Genomic DNA, 19,457 nt, shown 5'->3' with positions numbered 1-19,457 from the left:
GGAGCTGGCGCAGGCTGCGATCGTTTTTAACGATCAAAAGATCGCAGCCTGCGGCAGCTCCTACAAGGATTCCTACGTTACGTATGCGCCAAATCCCCATGATCGTCTTCAGCCAATATGGCCTTGTCGGTCTGGTGCAGAATCTGGCTGGTCACGGTACCGGCGACCATCGAGCCACTGACGTTCAACGCCGTACGGCCCATGTCGATCAACGGCTCGACCGAGATCAGCAACGCCACCAATGACACCGGCAGGCCCATCGCCGGAAGCACGATCAGGGCCGCGAAGGTTGCACCGCCGCCCACGCCCGCAACGCCCACCGAACTGATGGTCACAATGGCCACCAACGAAGCGATCCACACCGGGTCCAGCGGGTTGATGCCGACCGTGGGGGCAACCATCACCGCCAGCATGGCCGGGTACAGACCGGCACAGCCGTTTTGTCCGATAGTCGCGCCAAACGATGCCGCGAAGCTGGCGATTGAGGACGGAATACCCAAGCGGCGGGTTTGCGCTTCGATGCTCAGCGGGATGCTCGCCGCGCTCGAACGGCTGGTGAAGGCGAAGGTCAGCACTGGCCACACCTTACGGAAGAAGCGCAGCGGGTTAACCCCCGACACCGACAAGATCACCCCGTGAATCACGAACATCAACGCGAGGCCGATGTAGGACACCACCACAAAGCTGCCGAGCTTGAGGATGTCTTGCAGGTTGGACATGGCGACCACTTTGGTCATCAAGGCCAGCACGCCATACGGAGTCAGTTTCATGACCAGGCGCACCAGACGCATCACCCAAGCTTGCAGGGTGTCGATGGCGTTGAGCACTTTGCCGCCTTTTTCCGGCTCGTCCTTGAACAGTTGCAGGGCGGCAACTCCCAGGAATGCCGCAAAAATCACCACGCTGATGATTGATGTCGGCTTGGCACGGGCGAGGTCGGCAAACGGGTTTTGCGGGATAAACGACAGCAGCAACTGCGGCACGTTAAGGTCCGAGACCTTGCCCACGTAATCGCTCTGGATGATTTGCAGGCGGCTCATTTCAGCCACGCCTGCGACCAAGCCGTCAGCGGTCAGGCCGAACAGGTTGGTCAGACCGATGCCGACCAGCGCCGCGATCATGGTGGTGAACAGCAGCGTGCCGATGGTCAAGAAGCTGATTTTGCCCAGCGACGATGCGTTGTGCAGGCGCGCCACGGCGCTCAGGATCGAGGCAAATACCAACGGAATCACGATCATTTGCAGCAGTTGCACGTAGCCACTGCCGACCAGATCGAACCAGCCGATTGAGGTTTTGAGGGTTGGGCTGTCCGTGCCGTATACCAGGTGTAAGCCCAAGCCGAAGAGCACGCCGATAACCAGCGCCAGCAGGACTTTTTTTGCCAGGCTCCACGCGGTGTGGCGGGTCAGCGACAAGCCGAACAGCAACGCGAGGAACACCAGCAGATTGAGGATCAGCGGGACATTCATGAAAGCTCCGAGGGGACGACTTGAACCAGTCTTTTAGCGATAAAAATTTCCAACCGGAAATGCTAACAGGTTGATATAGCTCGAAATATATCGTTCTGGAATGACCACCTTTGTTTTTGGAATAAGGCGGTGGCGCTTTCAGGATGTTAGAGGTCGTATCTACGCTAAAACTGTCATATAGGTTTGCTAGCGTCGACGCCTTTACGAGGAGCATTGCTGATGAATCTGACCGCGAAGTGGATAGCTGCAACCCTATGTTTTAGCTTGGCTGGACACGTATTGGCGACTGAGTTGGAACACTGGCCAGCGGATCAGGCCCAGCAATTGAACGCCATGATTGCGGCCAACGCGAACAAGGGTAACTTCGCGGTTTTTGACATGGACAACACCAGCTATCGCAACGACCTCGAAGAGGCGCTGTTGCCGTATATGGAAAACCTGGGTCTGATCACCCGTGACAGTCTTGATCCGTCGCTCAAGCTGATGCCGTTCAAAGACACGGCAGATCACCAGGAAAGCTTGTTCAGCTATTACTACCGTTTGTGTGAAGTCGACGACATGGTCTGTTACCCATGGGTCGCCCAGGTGTTTTCTGGTTTTACCCTGCAACAGCTCAAAGGCTATGTGGACGAGTTGATGGCGTCCGGGCAGCCCATTCCTGTGACGTATTTTGAAGGCGATGCGCTTAAGACGACTGAGATCCAGCCGCCCAAGATATTTGCGGGTCAGGTTGAGCTGTTTAACAAGCTGATGGAAAACGGCATCGACGTGTACGTGATGACCGCAGCCTCTGAAGAACTGGTGCGCATGGTCGCGGCAGATCCCAAGTACGGCTACAACGTCAAACCGCAGAACGTGATTGGTGTGAGCACGTTGCTCAAAAACCGTGACACCGGCGAGTTGACCACGGCACGCAAGCAGATCAGCGCGGGCACCTACAGCGAACAAGCCAACATGGGGCTTGAACTCACGCCTTACCTATGGACCCCGGCTACCTGGATGGCGGGCAAGCAGGCGGCGATTCTGACGTACATCGATCAATGGAAAAAACCGGTGCTGGTGGCAGGCGATACGCCATCGAGTGACGGCTACATGTTGTTCCACAGCGTTGACGTGAACAAAGGCGGGATTCACCTGTGGATTAACCGCAAAGACAAATACATGACGCAGCTGCAAGGCATGATGGCCAAAAACGCCGCAGCACAGGCCAAAGAAGGCTTAGCGGTGACGGCAGACAAAAACTGGGTGATCGTCAAACCTGACGAGATTCAGTGAGGCAGCTACAAGCTTTAAGCTACAAGCCGCAAGTAAGAGCAGTAGCAACACCGCGCACTGCTCTTCACTTGTAGCTTGCCGCTAGAAGCTTATAGCTGCTTCTAGATACTAGTTCTTTAAGGAACTAGCTTATCTAGAAGCGCCTTATCACGCACCGCGCCTTTGTCGGCGCTGGTGGCCAGCAAGGCGTAGGCCTTGAGCGCCGTGGTGACTTTACGCGGACGCACTTCAACCGGCTTCCAGCCTTTCTTGTCTTGCTCAAAACGGCGTGCGGCCAGTTCTTCGTCGCTGACCAACAGGTTGATCGAGCGGTTCGGAATGTCGATCAGCACTTTGTCGCCGTCTTGCACCAGACCAATCGCGCCACCGGCAGCAGCTTCTGGCGAAGCGTGGCCGATGGACAAGCCCGAGGTGCCGCCCGAGAAACGGCCGTCGGTTAGCAAGGCACAGGCTTTGCCCAGGCCTTTGGACTTCAGGTAAGAGGTTGGGTAGAGCATTTCTTGCATGCCCGGGCCTCCTTTCGGGCCTTCGTAACGGATGATTACGATGTCACCGGCCTGCACTTCGTCAGCCAGAATCCCGCGCACGGCGCTGTCTTGGCTTTCGAAGATTTTGGCGTTGCCTTTGAACACGTGGATTGACTCGTCGACACCGGCGGTTTTGACCACGCAGCCATTGAGCGCGATGTTGCCGTACAGCACCGCTAGGCCACCTTCTTGCGAGTAGGCGTGTTCGACACTGCGGATGCAGCCGTTTTCACGGTCGTCATCCAAGGTGTCCCAGCGGGTCGACTGGCTGAACGCGGTCTGCGTCGGGATGCCAGCTGGGCCTGCACGGAAGAACGTATGCACGGCTTCGTCGTCAGTTTGGGTAATGTCCCACTTGGCGATGCCTTCGGCCATGGTCTTGCTGTGCACAGTCGGCAGTTCGGTGTGCAGCAGGCCGCCACGGGCCAGCGAGCCGAGGATGGAGAAAATGCCGCCAGCGCGGTGCACGTCTTCCATGTGGTACTTCTGGATGTTCGGCGCCACTTTGCACAGCTGCGGCACATGGCGCGACAGGCGGTCGATGTCTTTGAGGTCGAAGTCGATCTCGGCCTCTTGGGCAGCAGCCAGCAAGTGCAGGATGGTGTTGGTGGAACCGCCCATGGCGATGTCCAGCGTCATGGCGTTTTCGAACGCCTTGAAGTTGGCGATGTTGCGCGGCAGAACTGAGTCGTCGTTTTCGACGTAGTACTGGCGGCACAGGTCGACGATGGTACGACCGGCTTGCAGGAACAGTTGCTCACGATCGCTGTGGGTCGCCAGGGTAGAACCGTTGCCCGGTAAGGCCAGGCCCAGGGCTTCAGTCAGGCAGTTCATTGAGTTGGCGGTGAACATGCCGGAACACGAACCGCACGTTGGGCAAGCGCTGCGCTCGTACTCGGCAACCTTCTCGTCAGAAGCGCTGGAGTCGGCGGCGATGACCATGGCGTCAACCAGGTCGAGACCGTGGCTGGCGAGCTTGGTTTTGCCCGCTTCCATCGGCCCGCCCGAAACGAAAATCACCGGGATGTTGAGGCGCAATGCAGCCATCAACATGCCAGGGGTGATTTTGTCGCAGTTGGAAATGCACACGATAGCGTCGGCGCAGTGGGCGTTGACCATGTACTCGACGGAGTCAGCGATGATCTCGCGGCTCGGCAGCGAATACAGCATGCCGTCGTGGCCCATGGCAATGCCGTCATCGACTGCAATGGTGTTGAATTCTTTGGCAACGCCGCCAACGCGCTCGATCTCGCGGGCCACCAGTTGCCCCATGTCCTTTAGGTGGACGTGGCCGGGTACGAACTGGGTAAAGGAGTTGGCAATAGCGATGATCGGCTTCTTGAAGTCGGCATCTTTCATCCCCGTGGCGCGCCACAAAGCGCGGGCACCGGCCATATTGCGGCCGTGGGTGGAGGTTTTCGAACGATAGTCAGGCATGGAGCAACTCCGGGCGGCTAATCAGGTAACAAACAGGGAAGTGAGCTTCTAATGACTGGCGGATCACACAGAAAATGACTACGTATCCGCGAGTTGCCGTGAACGCTGCGGGATCGCCGCGCGCTTGGGCTTGAGCTCATAAACCCGCCGGGGATGATTGGCGATGAATGCGTCGATTCTACACGGCTGGCGTCGAGAGGGAATGGCCCAGACGTTGCTCGCGCAAAACCTGCCTGTGGGTTTTGCTGCCTTCGTAGAGCGGTATTTCGACGTTTGCCCATTCAAGGGATACAGTGGGGAATCATTTTGCAGCAGGGATTCTGAATGCTCACCCTCAACCGATCCGTTTATACGTGTCTGGCCATTGGCCTGGTCCAAGGGCTTTTACTGTGGCTGGCAAGCCATGTTGCTGGGTCGAGTCTTAAGCATGCGTTGGTCGCCTTCACCTTGGTGGGTGGTATCAATTTGATATTGCTGGGCGACAGTGCGCGCCAGCGGGGCACGATTTGGCTGGTGGCGGTTTTTACCCTTTTGATGACGGCGATCAGCGCCTGGGTGTTCCATGAGAGTGGAGATCTGTGGCGCTCTGATAACTGGCTCGAAGGCAGTTGGCTGTTTTTTTCGGTGGTCATTACCTACATCGTGACGGCGTTTATTCTTAGTTGGCCGACCCGCGAAGGGCGTTTTGCGCGCTACGAAGACTTGTTTCGCCATGCTTGGGACACGGTTTTTATCGTGTTGCTGGGCTTGCTGCTGAATGCGGTGTTTTGGGCGCTACTGCTGTTGTGGGGCAGCTTGTTCAAGATGCTCGGAATGGTGGCGCTGAATACGCTGTTCTCCACCACCGGGTTTATCTGCGTCAGTTCGATGATGGTGTTCGCGCTGGGTCTGCACATGGGCCGTGAGAATGATCGGGTGATTGGCCTATTGCGCGGAATTCTGCTCACGCTGTGCCGCTTTCTGCTGCCGCTGAGTTCGATGATTGCGATTGTGTTCACGTTTGCGCTGCCTTTTAGCGGACTAGCGCCGATTTGGGATACGGGCTATTCGACGCCAATCATGCTGTGTCTGGTGGCGGTCAATCTGTTCTTTCTCAATGGCGTGTTTCAGGACGGGCACTCGAACAGTGGTTACCCGGTGTGGCTGGTACGCATGGTTGATTTGTGCCTGTTGTGCTTGCCGGTACTCGTGGTGTTGGCGGGGTATTCGAGCTGGTTGCGAATTGAACAATACGGCCTGACCCCTAGCCGTCTGTTGGCGATGCTGCTGGTGCTGGTGGTCTTTGCCCACAGCGTGGCGGCGGTTTGGGCCGTGTTTGCGTCGGGCTCCAATTGGCTGGGCAGTTTGCGTGTCAGCAATCCATGGATTGCACTGGTTTGTGTGGTGTTGCTGCTGGCGATCCATACGCCTTGGTTCAGCCCGCTACAGATCAGTGCGAAGAATCAGGTGCAGCGCTTGCTGAGTGGTAAAACAGCGGTTGATACGTTCGATGCGCAAACGTTGCGCTATCAACTGGGCTTGCCGGGCCAACTGGCGTATGAGGCTTTATTGGCGCACGTCGAGCAAGGCAAGGTGCTGGCCGAGCCTGAAAGGCAGGTGTTGTTGAAGCGACTCAAGGACGCGGACAAAGGTCAGGGCGCGCATGCGTCAGCCGACAGGTTGCTGGAGTGGATCGGGCCAGCCGTTGATGGCAGTGAGCAGTTCGAGGCGCTGGGAATGCCTGGCCATCTGTGCCGGTATCCAGGGTGTGCGATGTGGGCAGTCGATCTGGATCAGGATGGACAAAACGAAGTGTTGCAAGTGTCTAAGCTGAAATGGTCTGGCCCGTTGTACTTCTTTAAGCGCGATGCACAGGGCAAATGGCAGCGTGCGGGCATGTTTGATATCGACGACAACCCGTTGGAGCTGATTGAGCTGATTCGGGAAGGAAAAGCGAAGGTGGTGAAACCAAGTTTCCAATCGTTGGAGATCGGTGGCGTAGAGCTGAGCCCTAGGGCGGATAAACCTTCAGAGCCTTGATGGCAAACGCATGGGAGCGAGCAAGCTCGCTCCCAAGGCGACTTAGCTGTTAGGCAGCAAGCGGCAGGTGATGCTCTTGATGTAGCGCGTTTCGACGATGGCTGGGTGAACCGGGTGATCCGGGCCTTGGCCGCCGCGTTCCAGCAGCTGGATGTTGCGATCCAGGTGGCGGGCGCTGGTCAGCAGGATGTTTTGCAGGTCGTCTTCGGGCAAGTGCATCGAGCACGAAGCGCTGACCAGAATCCCGTCTTTGGTGAGCAGGCGCATGGCTTGCTCGTTCAGGCGGCGGTAAGCACCTTCGCCGTTTTTCAGGTCTTTTTTGCGTTTGATGAAGGCGGGCGGATCCGCCACGATCACGTCGAAACGCTCTTCGTTGGCTTTCAGCTCTTTGAGCGCCTCAAACACGTCGCCTTCCATGCAGGTGACGCGCTCGGCAAAGCCGTTCAGCGCGGCGTTGCGTTCTACACCGTCAAGGGCGAACGAGGAGGCGTCGACACAGGTCACTTCACTGGCGCCAAACGCAGCGGCTTGTACGCCCCAGCCGCCGATGTAGCTGAACAGGTCCAGTACCTTCTTGCCTTTGACGTATGGCGCCAGACGGGCGCGGTTCATGCGGTGGTCGTAGAACCAGCCGGTTTTCTGGCCCGCCATGACCGGCGCTTCGAACTTCACGCCGTTTTCTTCCAGGGCAACCCACTCTGGCACCAGGCCGAAGACGGTTTCAACGTAACGTTCAAGGCCTTCGGCATCGCGGGCCGCCGAGTCGTTCTTGAACAGAATGCCGCTTGGCTTGATCACTTGCACCAAGGCGGCGATCACGTCGTCCTTGTGCTGTTCCATGGTTGCCGACGCCAGCTGAACCACCAGAATGTCGCCGAAACGGTCCACGACCAAACCTGGTAGCAGGTCAGAATCTCCGAACACCAAACGGTAGTAAGGCTTGTCGAACAGGCGCTCGCGCAGAGACAACGCCATGTTCAGGCGGTGCACCAACAGCGACTTGTCCAACGGCAGCTTGATGTCACGCGACAGCAAGCGAGCGCAGATCAGGTTGTTCGGGCTCATGGCCACGATGCCCAGCGGTTTGCCGGTGGCTGTTTCGAGCACGGCTTGGTCGCCAGCCTTGAAGCCGTTAAGAGGGGTGGTAGCTACATCAATCTCGTTGCTGTAGATCCACAGGTGGCCGGCGCGCAGGCGTCGATCGGCATTGGCTTTAAGGCGCAGGCTTGGCAGGGACATGACGTCGCTCCGGGTATTGAAAAGGGCGCGATTATAGCCTTAGACGCAGCCTTCAAGCTTGGTAGATTCGCGGTATTGCGTCGGATCACGCGCCCATCCGGTCATATATTTCCGATAGAATCGCGGCCTAATCCAGAGTAAGTCGACATGCCCCCAGAGCTTTCATCCGAGCAGATCAGCCAAGCACTGCAAGGCATCAGTGTGCCGCCTCAACCGCAGATCATGGTTGATTTGCAGATGGAGCAATACATGCCTGAGCCGGACCTGGAAGTGATCGCTCGTTTGATCTCCCAAGACCCCGGTTTGTCCGGCGCACTGATGAAAATCGTCAATTCGCCGTATTACGGCCTGACTAACAAAATAGCCTCAATCCGCCGCGCGGTGACGCTGCTCGGCAGTCGCACCGTTATCAACTTGATCAACGCGCAGTCGATCAAGGGTGAAATGACGGACGACACCATCGTGACCCTCAACCGTTTTTGGGACACCGCCCAAGACGTTGCCATGACCAGCCTGACACTGTCCAAACGCACCGGCACTCTGGCCGCTGATGAAGCTTATGCGCTGGGGTTGTTTCACGATTGCGGCATTCCGCTGATGCTCAAGCGCTTCCCGCAGTACATGCATGTACTGGAACAGGGCTACGCTAATGCCGGACCGGGCAGCCGGGTGGTCGACACAGAAAATAGGCATTTCAACACCAACCATGCAGTGGTCGGCTATTACACGGCCAAATCCTGGCGCTTACCCGGTCATCTGACCGAAGCGATTGCGAACCACCACAATGCGCTGGCGATTTTCAGCGATGACTCGTCGCGCAACAGCCAGCTTAAAAACCTGCTGGCGATCCTCAAGATGGCCGAGCACATCTGCGCGTCATACAAAGTGTTGGGCAACCAGCGTGAAGACCATGAGTGGAACAGCGTCGGCCCTCTGGTGCTGGATTACGTCGGCCTGTCTGATTATGACTTTGAGAACTTGAAAGAAAGCATCCGCGAGCTGGGTGCTCACTAGTGAGAGCCTCTGATGCCTGAATTACCTGAAGTCGAAACAACCCGCCGGGGTATCGCCCCGCACCTTGAAGGGCAGCGGGTTAGCCGAGTAATTGTGCGCGACCGGCGCCTGCGCTGGCCGATCCCTGAAGACCTCGACATACGTTTATCGGGGCAGAAAATCGTGCGGGTCGAGCGCCGCGCCAAATACCTGCTGATCAACGCTGAAGTCGGGACGTTGATCAGCCATTTGGGCATGTCGGGTAATTTGCGTCTGGTTGAAGCCGGGTTGCCAGCGCTCAAGCATGAGCACGTGGACATTGAGCTGGAGTCCGGGCTGGCCTTGCGCTACACCGACCCGCGTCGTTTTGGTGCAATGCTCTGGAGCCTTGATCCGCTGAACCACGAACTGCTGCTCAAACTGGGGCCGGAGCCGCTGACCGACCTGTTCGATGGTGATCGACTGTTCCAACTGTCGCGCAAGCGTTCGATGGCAGTGAAGCCGTTCATCATGGATAACGCGGTCGTGGTCGGTGTGGGCAATATTTACGCGACCGAAGCGTTGTTCGCCGCAGGCATTGATCCGCGTCGCGAAGCCAAGAGCATTTCGCGGGCGCGCTATTTAAAGCTGGCGATTGAGATCAAGCGGATATTGGCCGCCGCTATTGAGCGCGGCGGCACCACATTGCGCGACTTTATCGGGGGGGATGGTCAGCCGGGTTACTTCCAGCAAGAGCTGTTCGTGTATGGCCGTGCGTACGAAGCGTGCAAGGTCTGTGGCACCGAACTGCGTGACGTCAAACTGGGCCAGCGCGCCAGCGTATTCTGCCCGCGCTGCCAGACGTAACCCTCACGCCTTACCCGTGATTTTCCGGTATTTTTCCATCAGTTCGTCTTCGGTTTCCGGGTGCGCTTCATCCAGCGGGATGCAGTCCACCGGGCAAACCTGCTGGCATTGCGGCTCATCGTAATGACCAATGCACTGAGTGCACAGGTTAGGGTCGATCACGTAGATCTCTTCACCCTGTGAAATAGCAGCGTTCGGACACTCGGGTTCGCAGACGTCGCAGTTAATGCAATCGTCGGTGATGATCAGGGACATGGGTACTCCGGCCGGGGCGATTTGCCCGGGCAACTGAAATCGAATGCGGCAATTGTGCCGCATTGACGCCCGCAGTGCACGCGGGCGCCGCTTCAGCGGTTACTTCTTGCGAAACCGCTCGGTCAAGGCATCGGCCACAACCGGGTGCACGAACTTGCTGATATCGCCGCCTAAAGCTGCTATTTCACGCACCAATGTCGACGAAATAAACGAATAACGCTCTGACGGCGTCAGAAACAGGCTTTCGACATCGGGAGCCAGTTGGCGATTCATGTTCGCCAGCTGAAACTCGTATTCGAAGTCCGACACGGCACGCAGGCCACGCAGAAAGACATTGGCGTTCTGTTCTTTGGCGAAGTGCGCAAGCAGTGTCGAGAAGCCGACTACCTCAACATTGGGCAGGTGCTTGGTGACTTCACGCGCCAGCTCAACACGCTGTTCCAAAGGGAAGAGCGGGTTTTTCTTGGTGCTGGCAGCGACCGCTATGATCACATGATCGAACAGGCGCGAAGCGCGTTCGACCAGATCGCCATGGCCCTTGGTAATAGGGTCAAATGTACCTGGGTACAACACTCGGTTCATCGCGTCGTCCTGGCGGGAATCCGTTGGGGAGTCGGATGGTATCGCAGCATTCTCGGTCGGCCAAGTCGCCATTCGCAGAAGAAAGCACTATAGACGCGGCGAATTAAGGTCTTTTTCACGGATTTTTAAGCCTTTCGCCCAGCTGCGTCGCGAGTTTCGCCGTGAGCCCATACACCGACAGTTGCGGGTTGGCACCAATGCTCGTGGGGAACAAAGAGCCATCATGGATCGATAAATTGCGTATTTGGTGATGGCGCCCAAGGCTGTCTGTGACTGCCCCTTGTGGATTTTCACCCATCGCGCAACCGCCCATCACATGGGCACTTGCCAGTCGTGTGCGATACAGCTCAAGGCTCAAGCTGTCGATCTGCTCACGGGTTTTGCTCAAGCTATTGAGGTACTGCGCGTCACTGTGCAGCGGCATGACGCTGCTGGCGCCCGCTGCAAACTGGATCTCGGCCATGCTGTGGAAGGCTCGTTTCAGCCCTTCCCAGCCATAAGGCGTGAGGCTGTAATCGAGCACCGGGCTGCCATCACCGCGCAGTTCGACGCTGCCGCCAGGGCTGTCGGGGTGAAAACCGTCGCGCATCAGGGCCAGCATCATGTGGGTATGCGGCAACTGCGCCATGTGTTTGGCGCTAGTGTCGCCATAACTGGCAAACAAGGTGGCGGCTAGAGCCGGGTGCAGGGGCGGGACTTCGAGCTTGAAGCCCATGGGGCCAGTGGTGCCGTCTTTCCACTGAAAATGATCTGAGTAAATTGACTGTGGCGCGCCATAAAACGGACTAATCGCATCGGGAAATTGCGCCGCCGAGAAATTGACCAGATGCAGAAATGTCCGTTTACCCACGCGTTTATAAGGGTCGGGCGCTTCAGAGCGCATCAGTAGGCCGGGCGTGTTGATACCGCCACCCGCCAGCACGTAATACCGGGCCTTGACCGTGATAGTGCGGCCGTTGGGCGCCACGCAGCGGCTGTCCATGCCTTGGCATTCCAGACCAGTCACCTGATCACCGGCGATCAGTAAGCGCTGGGCGCGCGCCAGATACAGCAGTTCGCCGCCGTTTTCCAGGGTGGCAGGAATGGTCGTGACCAGCATTGATTGCTTGGCATTGGTCGGGCAGCCCATGCCGCAATAGCCGAGGTTCCAGCAGCCGCGCACATTGCGCGGGATCACGTGCCAGTTGTAGCCGAGCTTTTCACAACCGTTGCGTATCACCTCGTTGTTGGCATTGGGCGGGATCAACCACGGAGCGACGCCGAGACGCTGCTCCATTTGCTCAAACCATGGCGCCATGGCCGCTTCGCTGTGGCCTTCGACCGCGTGCTCGCGGGCCCAATGTTCCAGGGTTTGCGCCGGGGTGCGAAAGCTTGAGGTCCAGTTGACCAGCGTGGTACCGCCCACGGCACGGCCTTGCAGAATGCTGATGGCGCCGTCTTTGCTCATGCGCCCGACGCCTTCCTGGTACAGACTGGTGTAGGCCTCGCCTTCGAGCAGCTTGAAATCGCTGCTGGTTTTGAGCGGGCCTTCCTCGATCAGCAAAACCTTATAGCCAGCGTTGCTGAGGATCTCAGCCGTGGTGCCGCCGCCTGCGCCGCTTCCGATGATGGCAACGTCGGCTTCGAGCGTCAGATCGCTGCCGAGTCGCGAACCGTCATAGGTTTTCCAGCCTCGCGCCAGGCCTTCGCGGAACAGATCGGGTACGGGCATAAGAGGTTTTCCACAGTTAGATTTTCGGCGGCCCGGGATACCCGCAATGGGTCCATAACTCGGGTTGTTCATAGCTGCTCATCATCACCAACTGCATCAAAGAGCCATGGCCCATGCGCAACAGGTTGATGTTGCTGTTTTGCCAGCGCTGCAAAAAGTGTTGAATGCTCTCGGGGCTGGCGTCCTCCCAACTGCCCCATACGCCAGTCAGCGGGCCGCGTGTTACGGGCATGGCCAGTACGTCGAATAGTTGCAGGGTCAGTTTGAGCAGCTCGGGCGACAGGTGGGCCAGGTTGCTGTCCAGTTGATGCAGGGTGGCGTCTGTCGCGCTGGGCAGGGCGACATGGGCAATGCTGCCCGCGAGCATGACGGGGATCAGTGCCTGCAGAAAATTCAGGTCAGCGCTGCGCAGCACTTCAAAGCCACGGGCGCTGGTGCTGGCCGAGCAGCCAGTGATGCTGGCGCCCAACCCGGCGACAGCGAGAAAAGCCGTCGCGCACAGACCGACTTTTAAAGCACCGCGACGTGACAGCAGTGCCGTTTCAACATGCGATTCAGGCATGGGCAGGCCTCGCCAATAGGGGCTAGCGGATAAACAGCTTTTGAATCAGACGCACCAGTTGTCGGCCATATGGCGGATAGATCGTCAGCGAACTGTTCCAGCGCTGTTTGATCAAAACGCCTTTGGCGTTGCTGAAGGTTAAAAAGCCTTCGTGACCGTGGTAGTGCCCCATCCCTGAATGGCCGACGCCACCAAAAGGCAGGTCGTCGATTGCCACATGCAGCAGGGTTTCGTTGATACAGACGCCCCCGGAGTGTGTGCCCTGAACCACACGCTGCTGTTCGGCCTTGTTGTAGCCGAAGTAATACAGTGCGAGCGGACGCGGCCTAGCATTGATGTAGGCCAGCGCCTGCTCCAGCGTGCTATACGCCACCACGGGCAGCAGCGGGCCGAAGATCTCGTCCTGCATGATCTGCATATCGTCGTTTACATCCAGCAATAGGGCGTGGGGCATGCGCTGACCCTGGCCGTGTGCATACAGCGGGATCAGCCGAGCGCCCTTGAGCGTTGCGTCTGCTTGCAAGTGCTCAAGGCGTGCCACTTGGCGTTCGCTGATGATCGCGGTGTAGTCCGGGTTATCGGTCAGGGTCGGATAAAACCCATGAACGGCCTGGCGGTAAGCGTCGATAAAACCGTCGATCCGGTCTTGCGGCACTAACACGTAATCCGGTGCGATACAGGTTTGCCCGGCATTCAGGGTTTTACCCCAAGCAATACGCTGGGCCGCGTCTTTGAGCGGTACATCGACCGACACGATGGCGGGAGATTTACCACCCAGTTCCAGGGTTACTGGGGTCAGGTTTTCAGCCGCCGCGCGCATCACCAGCTTGCCAACATGGGTCGAGCCCGTGAATAGCAGGTGATCGAACGCCAGGCTCGAAAACGCCACGGCCACCTCCGCATCCCCCAGAACAACCGTGACCATGTCCTCGGGAAAAATCCTCCCCAGTAAATCCTTAAGCAATCGGCCAGTGGCGGGAGTGAACTCGCTGAGTTTGAGCATGACCCGATTGCCTGCCGCCAACGCGCCAATCAAAGGCCCCATCGCTAGGTACAGCGGGTAGTTCCACGGCACGATAATAGCGACCACGCCCAGTGGCTGGTACACCACTTTGGCGCTGGCGGGCTGGAACATCATGCCCACGCTGCGCGATGAAGGCCGCATCCAGTGCTTCAAATGCTTGAGGGTGTAATCAATGCTATGCAGGCTCGGCATTAGCTCTGCAAACAAGGTTTCATCAGGGCTGCGGTGGCTGAAGTCCTGGCTGATGGCGTCGATTAAAACGTCGCGCTCATCACTCAGCATTCGGCGTAGACTTTTCAACCATTGATAGCGTTGTGCTATTGGTGGGAATGGATGCTCTGCATAGGCCCTGCGCTGTGCGTCAAAAAGGGACTGGAGGTCACTCGGCAGGAGAGAGGATGCGTGGTGGTGGGCACTGTCGGCAGACATGATTCGCTCCTGCGGGTTTCTTATTAAGTGTTCTTGTGAGAGCTTCAGTGTTTTTAGAGCTTGCGCTCTATGTTGTCAATTGGGGGCTGCCACCCGAGGGTTTTACGATCCGTGGCCAAGCCTTAAGATGTTTTTCAATCTTCAGATAAGTCCAAGCCATGGCCGCACGATTAAAAACCAGCCAGCGCATCGTTAATAACAGTCTTGAACTGTTTAACCAGTTGGGCGAACGGAGCGTGAGCACTAACCACATTGCCGCCCACATGGAGATTTCGCCGGGTAATTTGTATTACCACTTCCCGAACAAGCAGGCGATTATCTCGGTGTTGTTTGGTGAGTACGAGACGCTGGTGTTGGGCTTTTTGCACCCGCCAGAAGGGCGCTTGCCCGGCGTCAGCGACAAGCGCGATTATTTGAAGCACCTACTTAACTCCATGTGGCGCTACCGGTTTTTGTACCGCGACATTGAGCACCTGCTGCACAGTGACACGGAACTGGCGGTTCGCTATCGCCGCTTCTCTGCGCAATGTCTGCGCCAGGGCCAGGCGATCTACGCGGGGTTTGTGCAAGCGGGAATTCTGGACTTGACGCCACAGCAGATCGAATCGTTGACCCTCAATTCTTGGATCATTCTTACGTCGTGGATCGGCTTTTTGTGCACCAGTAGCGAGAACCGTGACCAGCTTTCCGAGCAGGCCATTAAACGCGGTATCTATCAACTGCTGGTGCTGGAGTCGGGCTTCGTCACCGACCAGTACCGTAACGAGGTCGATGAGCTGATTAAGGAATTTTACGTCCCGTTGGAACAAGCAATGGACGTACATTAACGGTTTCCCCACCCTCACAGGAGTTCACTATGCCCGTTGCTCAACTGATCAGCCCTCAAGCCCTGAATGAGCGTCAGGCTCAGCCAGGGCTGGTCATTTTGGATTGTCGTTTTGCTTTGGAAGACCCGGACTATGGCCGCAGCAGCTATGCCGAAGGGCATATTGCCGGGGCGCAGTTCGCTGATCTTGAGCAGGATCTGAGCGGGCCGGTGATCAAAGGCGTGACGGGCCGCCATCCGCTGCCTGATGCGCAGACGTTGCTTGAGCGTTTGCGTGCGTGGGGCATCAGCGATGACAGTGATGTGGTGCTCTATGACGATGGTCCGGGTGCTTTTGCGGCCCGTGCGTGGTGGTTGCTGGCTTGGCTGGGCAAACGCGATGGCGTATTTCTTCTCGATGGCGGGCTAAAGGCCTGGCATTCGGCGGGCTTGCCGCTGAGCCTGGACGCATCGGTTACTCCGCTCGCAACCTTCAATGGCAAACCTGACAACAGCCTGTTGCTGAGCGCCGAGCAACTGCAAAAACGCCTTGGCGAGCAGGGTCTGACTTTGATCGACGCTCGCGCCAAACCGCGTTTTCGTGGCGAAGTCGAACCCATCGACCCCGTGGCCGGGCATATTCCGGGCGCGCAGTGTGCCGCGTTTGCCGAAAACCTCGACAGTTCGGGGTACTTCTTGCCCGCTGAACAACTGAAACAGCGCTTTGCCGAACAATTGGCAGGCCGTGCGCCCGAAGAACTGGTGGCGTATTGCGGCTCTGGCGTGACAGCGTGCCACAACCTGTTTGCTCTGGGGCTGGCGGGTTACCCGCTTGGCAAGCTGTATGCAGGCTCGTGGAGTGAGTGGATCAATGACCCTGAGCGTGGTGTAGCGACGGGCGATTGAGGTCGTAACCAACTGCAACGGACGGTATGCACGCTACAACAGTTGCGCGCTGGCGATTCGATATGCCCCCGGCCCCACGCCATAGACCTTTTTAAACTGTCGGCTCAGGTGGCTTTGGTCTGCAAAGCCCAACTGCGTGGCCACCTGTAACGGTAAACATCCCTGTTGTAACAACGCTCGTGCATGGGCTATGCGCTGTTGCATCAGCCAGGTGTGCGGCGGCATGCCGGTCGCTCGTTGAAACACCCGGGCAAAATGAAACGGTGACAAGTTGACCGCCGTTGCCAGTTCTTCCAGTGAAGGCGGCTCGGCCAGTCGCGCTTGCAACAACTCCTTGGCCTGGCGGACTGCGCGGTGCTCCACCCCAGGCTTGCCCGGCATCGGCAGGCGGGCATGGCGATTGAGCAAGGCGAGCATCATTTGGCGCCAGACTGTTTGTTGGTGCAGTGCAGATTCTGGACCTTCGAGCAGTTGATGCAGTTGGCGCAAACCATTAAACAGGTCCGGGTCTTGCAGCAGCGTTTCATTGAAGGTCGGCAAGTGCGTGGAGGGCAACCCCAGCTCTTCCAGCAGCCCATGCAACTGCGCGTTGTCTGGATAAAACGCTCGGTAATGCCAGCCCGCATCATGGCCTTTGTGGCCGTTGTGAACTTCGTCCGGGTTGATCAAGACCAGCGTGCCTGTGGGCGCTAAGTGTTCGGCTCCGCGATAGCGGTAACGCTGGGCGCCGGCCATGATCATGCCAATCACAAAGCCGTCATGTACGTGGGGCACGAAACGGTGCTCGATGTAGCGCGCCGTCAGCAGTTCGACACCGTTGAGCGGTGGCGTTTGCCAAAAGCGAATCGATTCTTCCGTTTCGTGGTTCATCAACTTGGTTCGCCCCTTAGCCCGCTCAACCACTGCGGAATACGGCGCTCAAGGTAGTAATCGGGTTTTCTCGCCGATCCGCCAAAGAATCCGACATGCCCGCCTTTGGCGTGTAACTCCAGTTGAGTGCTCGCCGACAGTTCGCAGTCTTGGGGGATGCTGTGTTTGAACACAAAGGGATCGTCTTCGGACTGAATAATCAGGGTTGGCGTGTCGATAGTGCCAAGAAAGTAGCGGCTCGATGCTCGGCGGTAGTAATCCTCAACATTGAGGTAACCGTTCAGTGGTGCGGTGACCCGGTCGTCGAACTCCCAGAAGGTACGCATTTTGCTCAGTGACTTTACGGAGCCCAGTTTAGCCAGCGTGGCCAGGCTCTCGTGTTTGGCATCGTGCTGGAACCGGTGTTGCTTGAGTTTCAGGTAAGCCAGCATTTCGCGCATGAAATGTGCTTGATACACCTTTGAAAAGCCCATGCCAATGCGGTCGGCACACTGATCCAGACGAAACGGTACCGACACCGCGACTGCGCCATGTAGGCCGCTTTCGCTGCCCGACTCACCCAGATACTTGAGCAACACATTGCCCCCCAACGAATAGCCCACAGCATACAGCGGCGCCAGCGGGTGCTTGGCCCGCAACTGCGCCACCACTTCTGCGAGGTCTTCGCTGGCGCCGGAATGGTAGCTGCGGGTCAGCAGGTTGGGCTCGCCAGAGCAGCCGCGCCAGTTCAGCGCAACACTGGTCCAGCCTTGTGTCGCGAGTGCTGTTTGCAAACCCAACACATAGTGCGACCCCGACGACCCCGTAAGCCCATGCAGTACCAGCACCACCGGCGCATAGGCTAAGGGCGTGCCGTGCCAGTCCAGGTCTACAAAGTCGCCGTCTTTAAGCCATAGGCGCTCTCGCTGATGGGTAATGACGGGTTTTGTGCGCCACAGCGGTCCCCATAATGTTTGCAAATGAGGGTTGCCAAAGCCCGGTGCGGGGGCAAATGTTTCAAGGGGTGAGGCATGGGCAGCTGAAAAGGACACTGAGCTTCTCGTAAGGTGACGGCTACGCGGGTTTGCTTACGTTGCCACAACAACGGTAAGCGCCCAACTGTTGTGTTGGTGTGTGGGCTATGAGGTTACTCCTTGGGCCGTCTGAGTACGATGAGCAGGCCTATCTGTGTGCTTAGTCTTGTGCCCAATGATCTCAAGCGCTGCGTGGCCAAATATAAGCGACGCTCAGGTTTTTCGGGGTGAAACATTCAATAGCTGCTTGCTGGATGTCGTCGGCGGACAGGTTGCGTATTGCCTGAGCCCCGCTGTCGATCAACGACAATGGCTTCTCGATAATCTGGAACTGAGCAATGAGCGTGCCCTGGCCCTCAAGCGTGTCGTATACCTGCATCGCAGCGATGGCTTGGTCGCAGCCATATTCAAGGGTTGCGGCATCAAGTGGGGCCGCTTTCAGCGTATCTAGCAGGTGGGTGATAGCGCTTTGCAGCCGGACCAGAGCGTCATTGTCATGCTCATTGACTGTGGCCGAAATCAGCAGCATATCGTTGCCGACCTGAAAGGTAGGTGGGCGTGTGTAAACGCTGTCCAGTGCGTTTCTCGCCTTTTCAGGCAAGCGGCCGGGTAGCCAGGCATCGGGTCCTAAGGTCAGCAAGGCGCAGATAACTTGCAGGCATCGGGTGTGTTTCAGGTCGCTGGTCTTGGCTAGGTCCGGCGTATTTAAGGCCATTTGCAGCCTAGGTTGCTCAGTGTCGAGCCATTCAGTGATGCTGCGTTCCTCAGTGTCGGGAAGTGCAAGTACGGGCGGCGCCACCGGGGTCTCGATTGACCGAGGAATCTCGGCAAAAGAGCGCTGAGCCAACGGCAGGACCTCTTCAAGTGAAATATCGCCCACGACCACTAGGATCGAATTGTTGGGCGCGTAGCCTTTTTGGTGCCAACTCAGCACGTCATTGAGGCTCGGTGGTGGGGCCACTTTGTCGGCTGTCGAGGGAGCCACCTGCCCGCGGATAAGGTGTTGAAACGCCTCGGTCGTCCACACATCGGACGTGAAGTAGGTGCTGGCCGCCTGGATCTCAGCGTCCCGCTTTAGCCCGGCGTTGAGGCGTTCTTGTGAGAGTACGGGCGGGGCCATTCTGCGGGCCAGCAACTCAAAAACGCTGTCCGTCGAAACGGATGGAGCGGTCAGGTTGTAGGCGCTGAAATCGTGATCAAGCCAGCCATTGGCGATAGCGCCGATGTGTTTTTCGCGAGCAGAATCTTTGAACGATGCGCCACCCGCCAAATAGCTCAAGCCTTTTTGGTCAGGCCCTTCATGGCGTGTGCCGATTTTGTGGAACAGTGCGGTGCAGACGCTCGGTGTGCGGCGGTCTTCACGAACGATGACTCTCAAGCCGTTTTCGAGGGTGAGTTCTTGGGTGAGAAGTGAGGCAGATAGGGTCATTTCCAACATTCCTTTGTTCTAACAAGGCGCTGCCGATGCACAGGGGCATGATTGGAGCGCGAGTGA

The 19,457-nt window shown here is 57.6% G+C and carries 17 protein-coding genes; 6 read left to right on the top strand and 11 right to left on the bottom strand.

Annotated elements, in window-relative coordinates:
* Positions 1 to 77: 77 nt before the first annotated feature.
* On the bottom strand, positions 78 to 1,469 hold the full coding sequence (locus B347_RS0108125; RefSeq protein WP_019409205.1) for an L-cystine transporter: 1,392 nt from the start codon (positions 1,467 to 1,469) through the stop codon (positions 78 to 80).
* A gap of 219 nt (positions 1,470 to 1,688) precedes the next feature.
* Here B347_RS0108125 and B347_RS0108120 point away from each other — a divergent pair, with 219 nt between their 5' ends.
* Entirely contained in the window at positions 1,689 to 2,744 is a 1,056-nt protein-coding gene (locus B347_RS0108120; protein WP_019409204.1) for a phosphorylcholine phosphatase, read from the top strand.
* Positions 2,745 to 2,860: 116 nt separating this feature from the next.
* Here the strand turns inward: B347_RS0108120 and ilvD are convergent, their stop codons facing one another.
* Positions 2,861 to 4,708: a dihydroxy-acid dehydratase gene (gene ilvD, locus B347_RS0108115; protein ID WP_019409203.1), complete on the bottom strand. Its 1,848-nt coding sequence runs from the start codon at positions 4,706 to 4,708 to the stop codon at positions 2,861 to 2,863.
* A gap of 324 nt (positions 4,709 to 5,032) precedes the next feature.
* Between ilvD and B347_RS0108110 the strand changes: the two genes are divergently transcribed.
* Entirely contained in the window at positions 5,033 to 6,727 is a 1,695-nt protein-coding gene (locus B347_RS0108110) for a DUF4153 domain-containing protein (protein WP_019409202.1), read from the top strand.
* Between the two features lie 42 nt (positions 6,728 to 6,769).
* Here B347_RS0108110 and B347_RS0108105 read toward each other — a convergent pair whose 3' ends face one another.
* Positions 6,770 to 7,966: a class I SAM-dependent rRNA methyltransferase gene (locus B347_RS0108105; RefSeq protein WP_019409201.1), complete on the bottom strand. Its 1,197-nt coding sequence runs from the start codon at positions 7,964 to 7,966 to the stop codon at positions 6,770 to 6,772.
* Positions 7,967 to 8,167: 201 nt separating this feature from the next.
* Here B347_RS0108105 and B347_RS0108100 point away from each other — a divergent pair, with 201 nt between their 5' ends.
* Both B347_RS0108100 and mutM read left to right on the top strand, forming a co-directional pair.
* Positions 8,168 to 8,980 (top strand): HDOD domain-containing protein, encoded by an 813-nt coding sequence (locus tag B347_RS0108100; RefSeq protein WP_192812363.1) that lies wholly within the window; start codon positions 8,168 to 8,170, stop codon positions 8,978 to 8,980.
* Between the two features lie 12 nt (positions 8,981 to 8,992).
* Positions 8,993 to 9,805 carry a bifunctional DNA-formamidopyrimidine glycosylase/DNA-(apurinic or apyrimidinic site) lyase gene (mutM, locus tag B347_RS0108095; protein ID WP_019409199.1) on the top strand — a complete coding sequence of 271 codons (813 nt, stop codon included), beginning with the start codon at positions 8,993 to 8,995 and terminating at the stop codon, positions 9,803 to 9,805.
* 3 nt (positions 9,806 to 9,808) lie between these two features.
* Here the strand turns inward: mutM and B347_RS0108090 are convergent, their stop codons facing one another.
* From B347_RS0108090 to B347_RS0108070, 5 genes are all read right to left on the bottom strand, one after another.
* Positions 9,809 to 10,060 (bottom strand): YfhL family 4Fe-4S dicluster ferredoxin, encoded by a 252-nt coding sequence (locus tag B347_RS0108090; RefSeq protein WP_019409198.1) that lies wholly within the window; start codon positions 10,058 to 10,060, stop codon positions 9,809 to 9,811.
* A gap of 99 nt (positions 10,061 to 10,159) precedes the next feature.
* Entirely contained in the window at positions 10,160 to 10,642 is a 483-nt protein-coding gene (gene coaD / locus B347_RS0108085; RefSeq protein ID WP_019409197.1) for a pantetheine-phosphate adenylyltransferase, read from the bottom strand.
* A 115-nt stretch (positions 10,643 to 10,757) separates the two neighbouring features.
* Complete coding sequence (locus B347_RS0108080; protein WP_019409196.1) at positions 10,758 to 12,353, bottom strand: GMC family oxidoreductase; 1,596 nt, start codon at positions 12,351 to 12,353, stop codon at positions 10,758 to 10,760.
* A gap of 16 nt (positions 12,354 to 12,369) precedes the next feature.
* Positions 12,370 to 12,915 (bottom strand): hypothetical protein, encoded by a 546-nt coding sequence (locus B347_RS0108075; protein ID WP_019409195.1) that lies wholly within the window; start codon positions 12,913 to 12,915, stop codon positions 12,370 to 12,372.
* A gap of 22 nt (positions 12,916 to 12,937) precedes the next feature.
* On the bottom strand, positions 12,938 to 14,368 hold the full coding sequence (locus B347_RS0108070; protein ID WP_026014061.1) for a coniferyl aldehyde dehydrogenase: 1,431 nt from the start codon (positions 14,366 to 14,368) through the stop codon (positions 12,938 to 12,940).
* Between the two features lie 158 nt (positions 14,369 to 14,526).
* Between B347_RS0108070 and B347_RS0108065 the strand changes: the two genes are divergently transcribed.
* Together B347_RS0108065 and B347_RS0108060 are read left to right on the top strand one after the other, a co-directional pair.
* The gene (locus B347_RS0108065) at positions 14,527 to 15,195 is read left to right on the top strand and encodes a TetR/AcrR family transcriptional regulator (RefSeq protein WP_019409193.1); all 669 of its coding nucleotides are present in this window, start codon (positions 14,527 to 14,529) and stop codon (positions 15,193 to 15,195) included.
* A gap of 29 nt (positions 15,196 to 15,224) precedes the next feature.
* Complete coding sequence (locus B347_RS0108060; RefSeq protein ID WP_019409192.1) at positions 15,225 to 16,079, top strand: sulfurtransferase; 855 nt, start codon at positions 15,225 to 15,227, stop codon at positions 16,077 to 16,079.
* Between the two features lie 33 nt (positions 16,080 to 16,112).
* Here B347_RS0108060 and B347_RS0108055 read toward each other — a convergent pair whose 3' ends face one another.
* From B347_RS0108055 to B347_RS0108045, 3 genes are all read right to left on the bottom strand, one after another.
* Positions 16,113 to 16,949, bottom strand: coding sequence for an AraC family transcriptional regulator (locus B347_RS0108055; RefSeq protein ID WP_019409191.1), 837 nt, complete (start codon positions 16,947 to 16,949; stop codon positions 16,113 to 16,115).
* Positions 16,949 to 17,980, bottom strand: coding sequence for a hydrolase (locus tag B347_RS0108050; protein WP_019409190.1), 1,032 nt, complete (start codon positions 17,978 to 17,980; stop codon positions 16,949 to 16,951). Before B347_RS0108050 ends, B347_RS0108055 begins: the two co-directional genes overlap by 1 nt.
* Before the next feature lie 163 nt (positions 17,981 to 18,143).
* Complete coding sequence (locus B347_RS0108045; RefSeq protein ID WP_019409189.1) at positions 18,144 to 19,391, bottom strand: M16 family metallopeptidase; 1,248 nt, start codon at positions 19,389 to 19,391, stop codon at positions 18,144 to 18,146.
* Between the last annotated feature and the right edge of the window lie 66 nt (positions 19,392 to 19,457).

The organism is Pseudomonas psychrophila HA-4, assembly GCF_000282975.1.
Lineage (GTDB): Bacteria > Pseudomonadota > Gammaproteobacteria > Pseudomonadales > Pseudomonadaceae > Aquipseudomonas > Aquipseudomonas psychrophila_A.
Note: the sequence above shows the minus strand (reverse complement) of the source record. Positions and strands in the feature narration are given on the sequence as shown.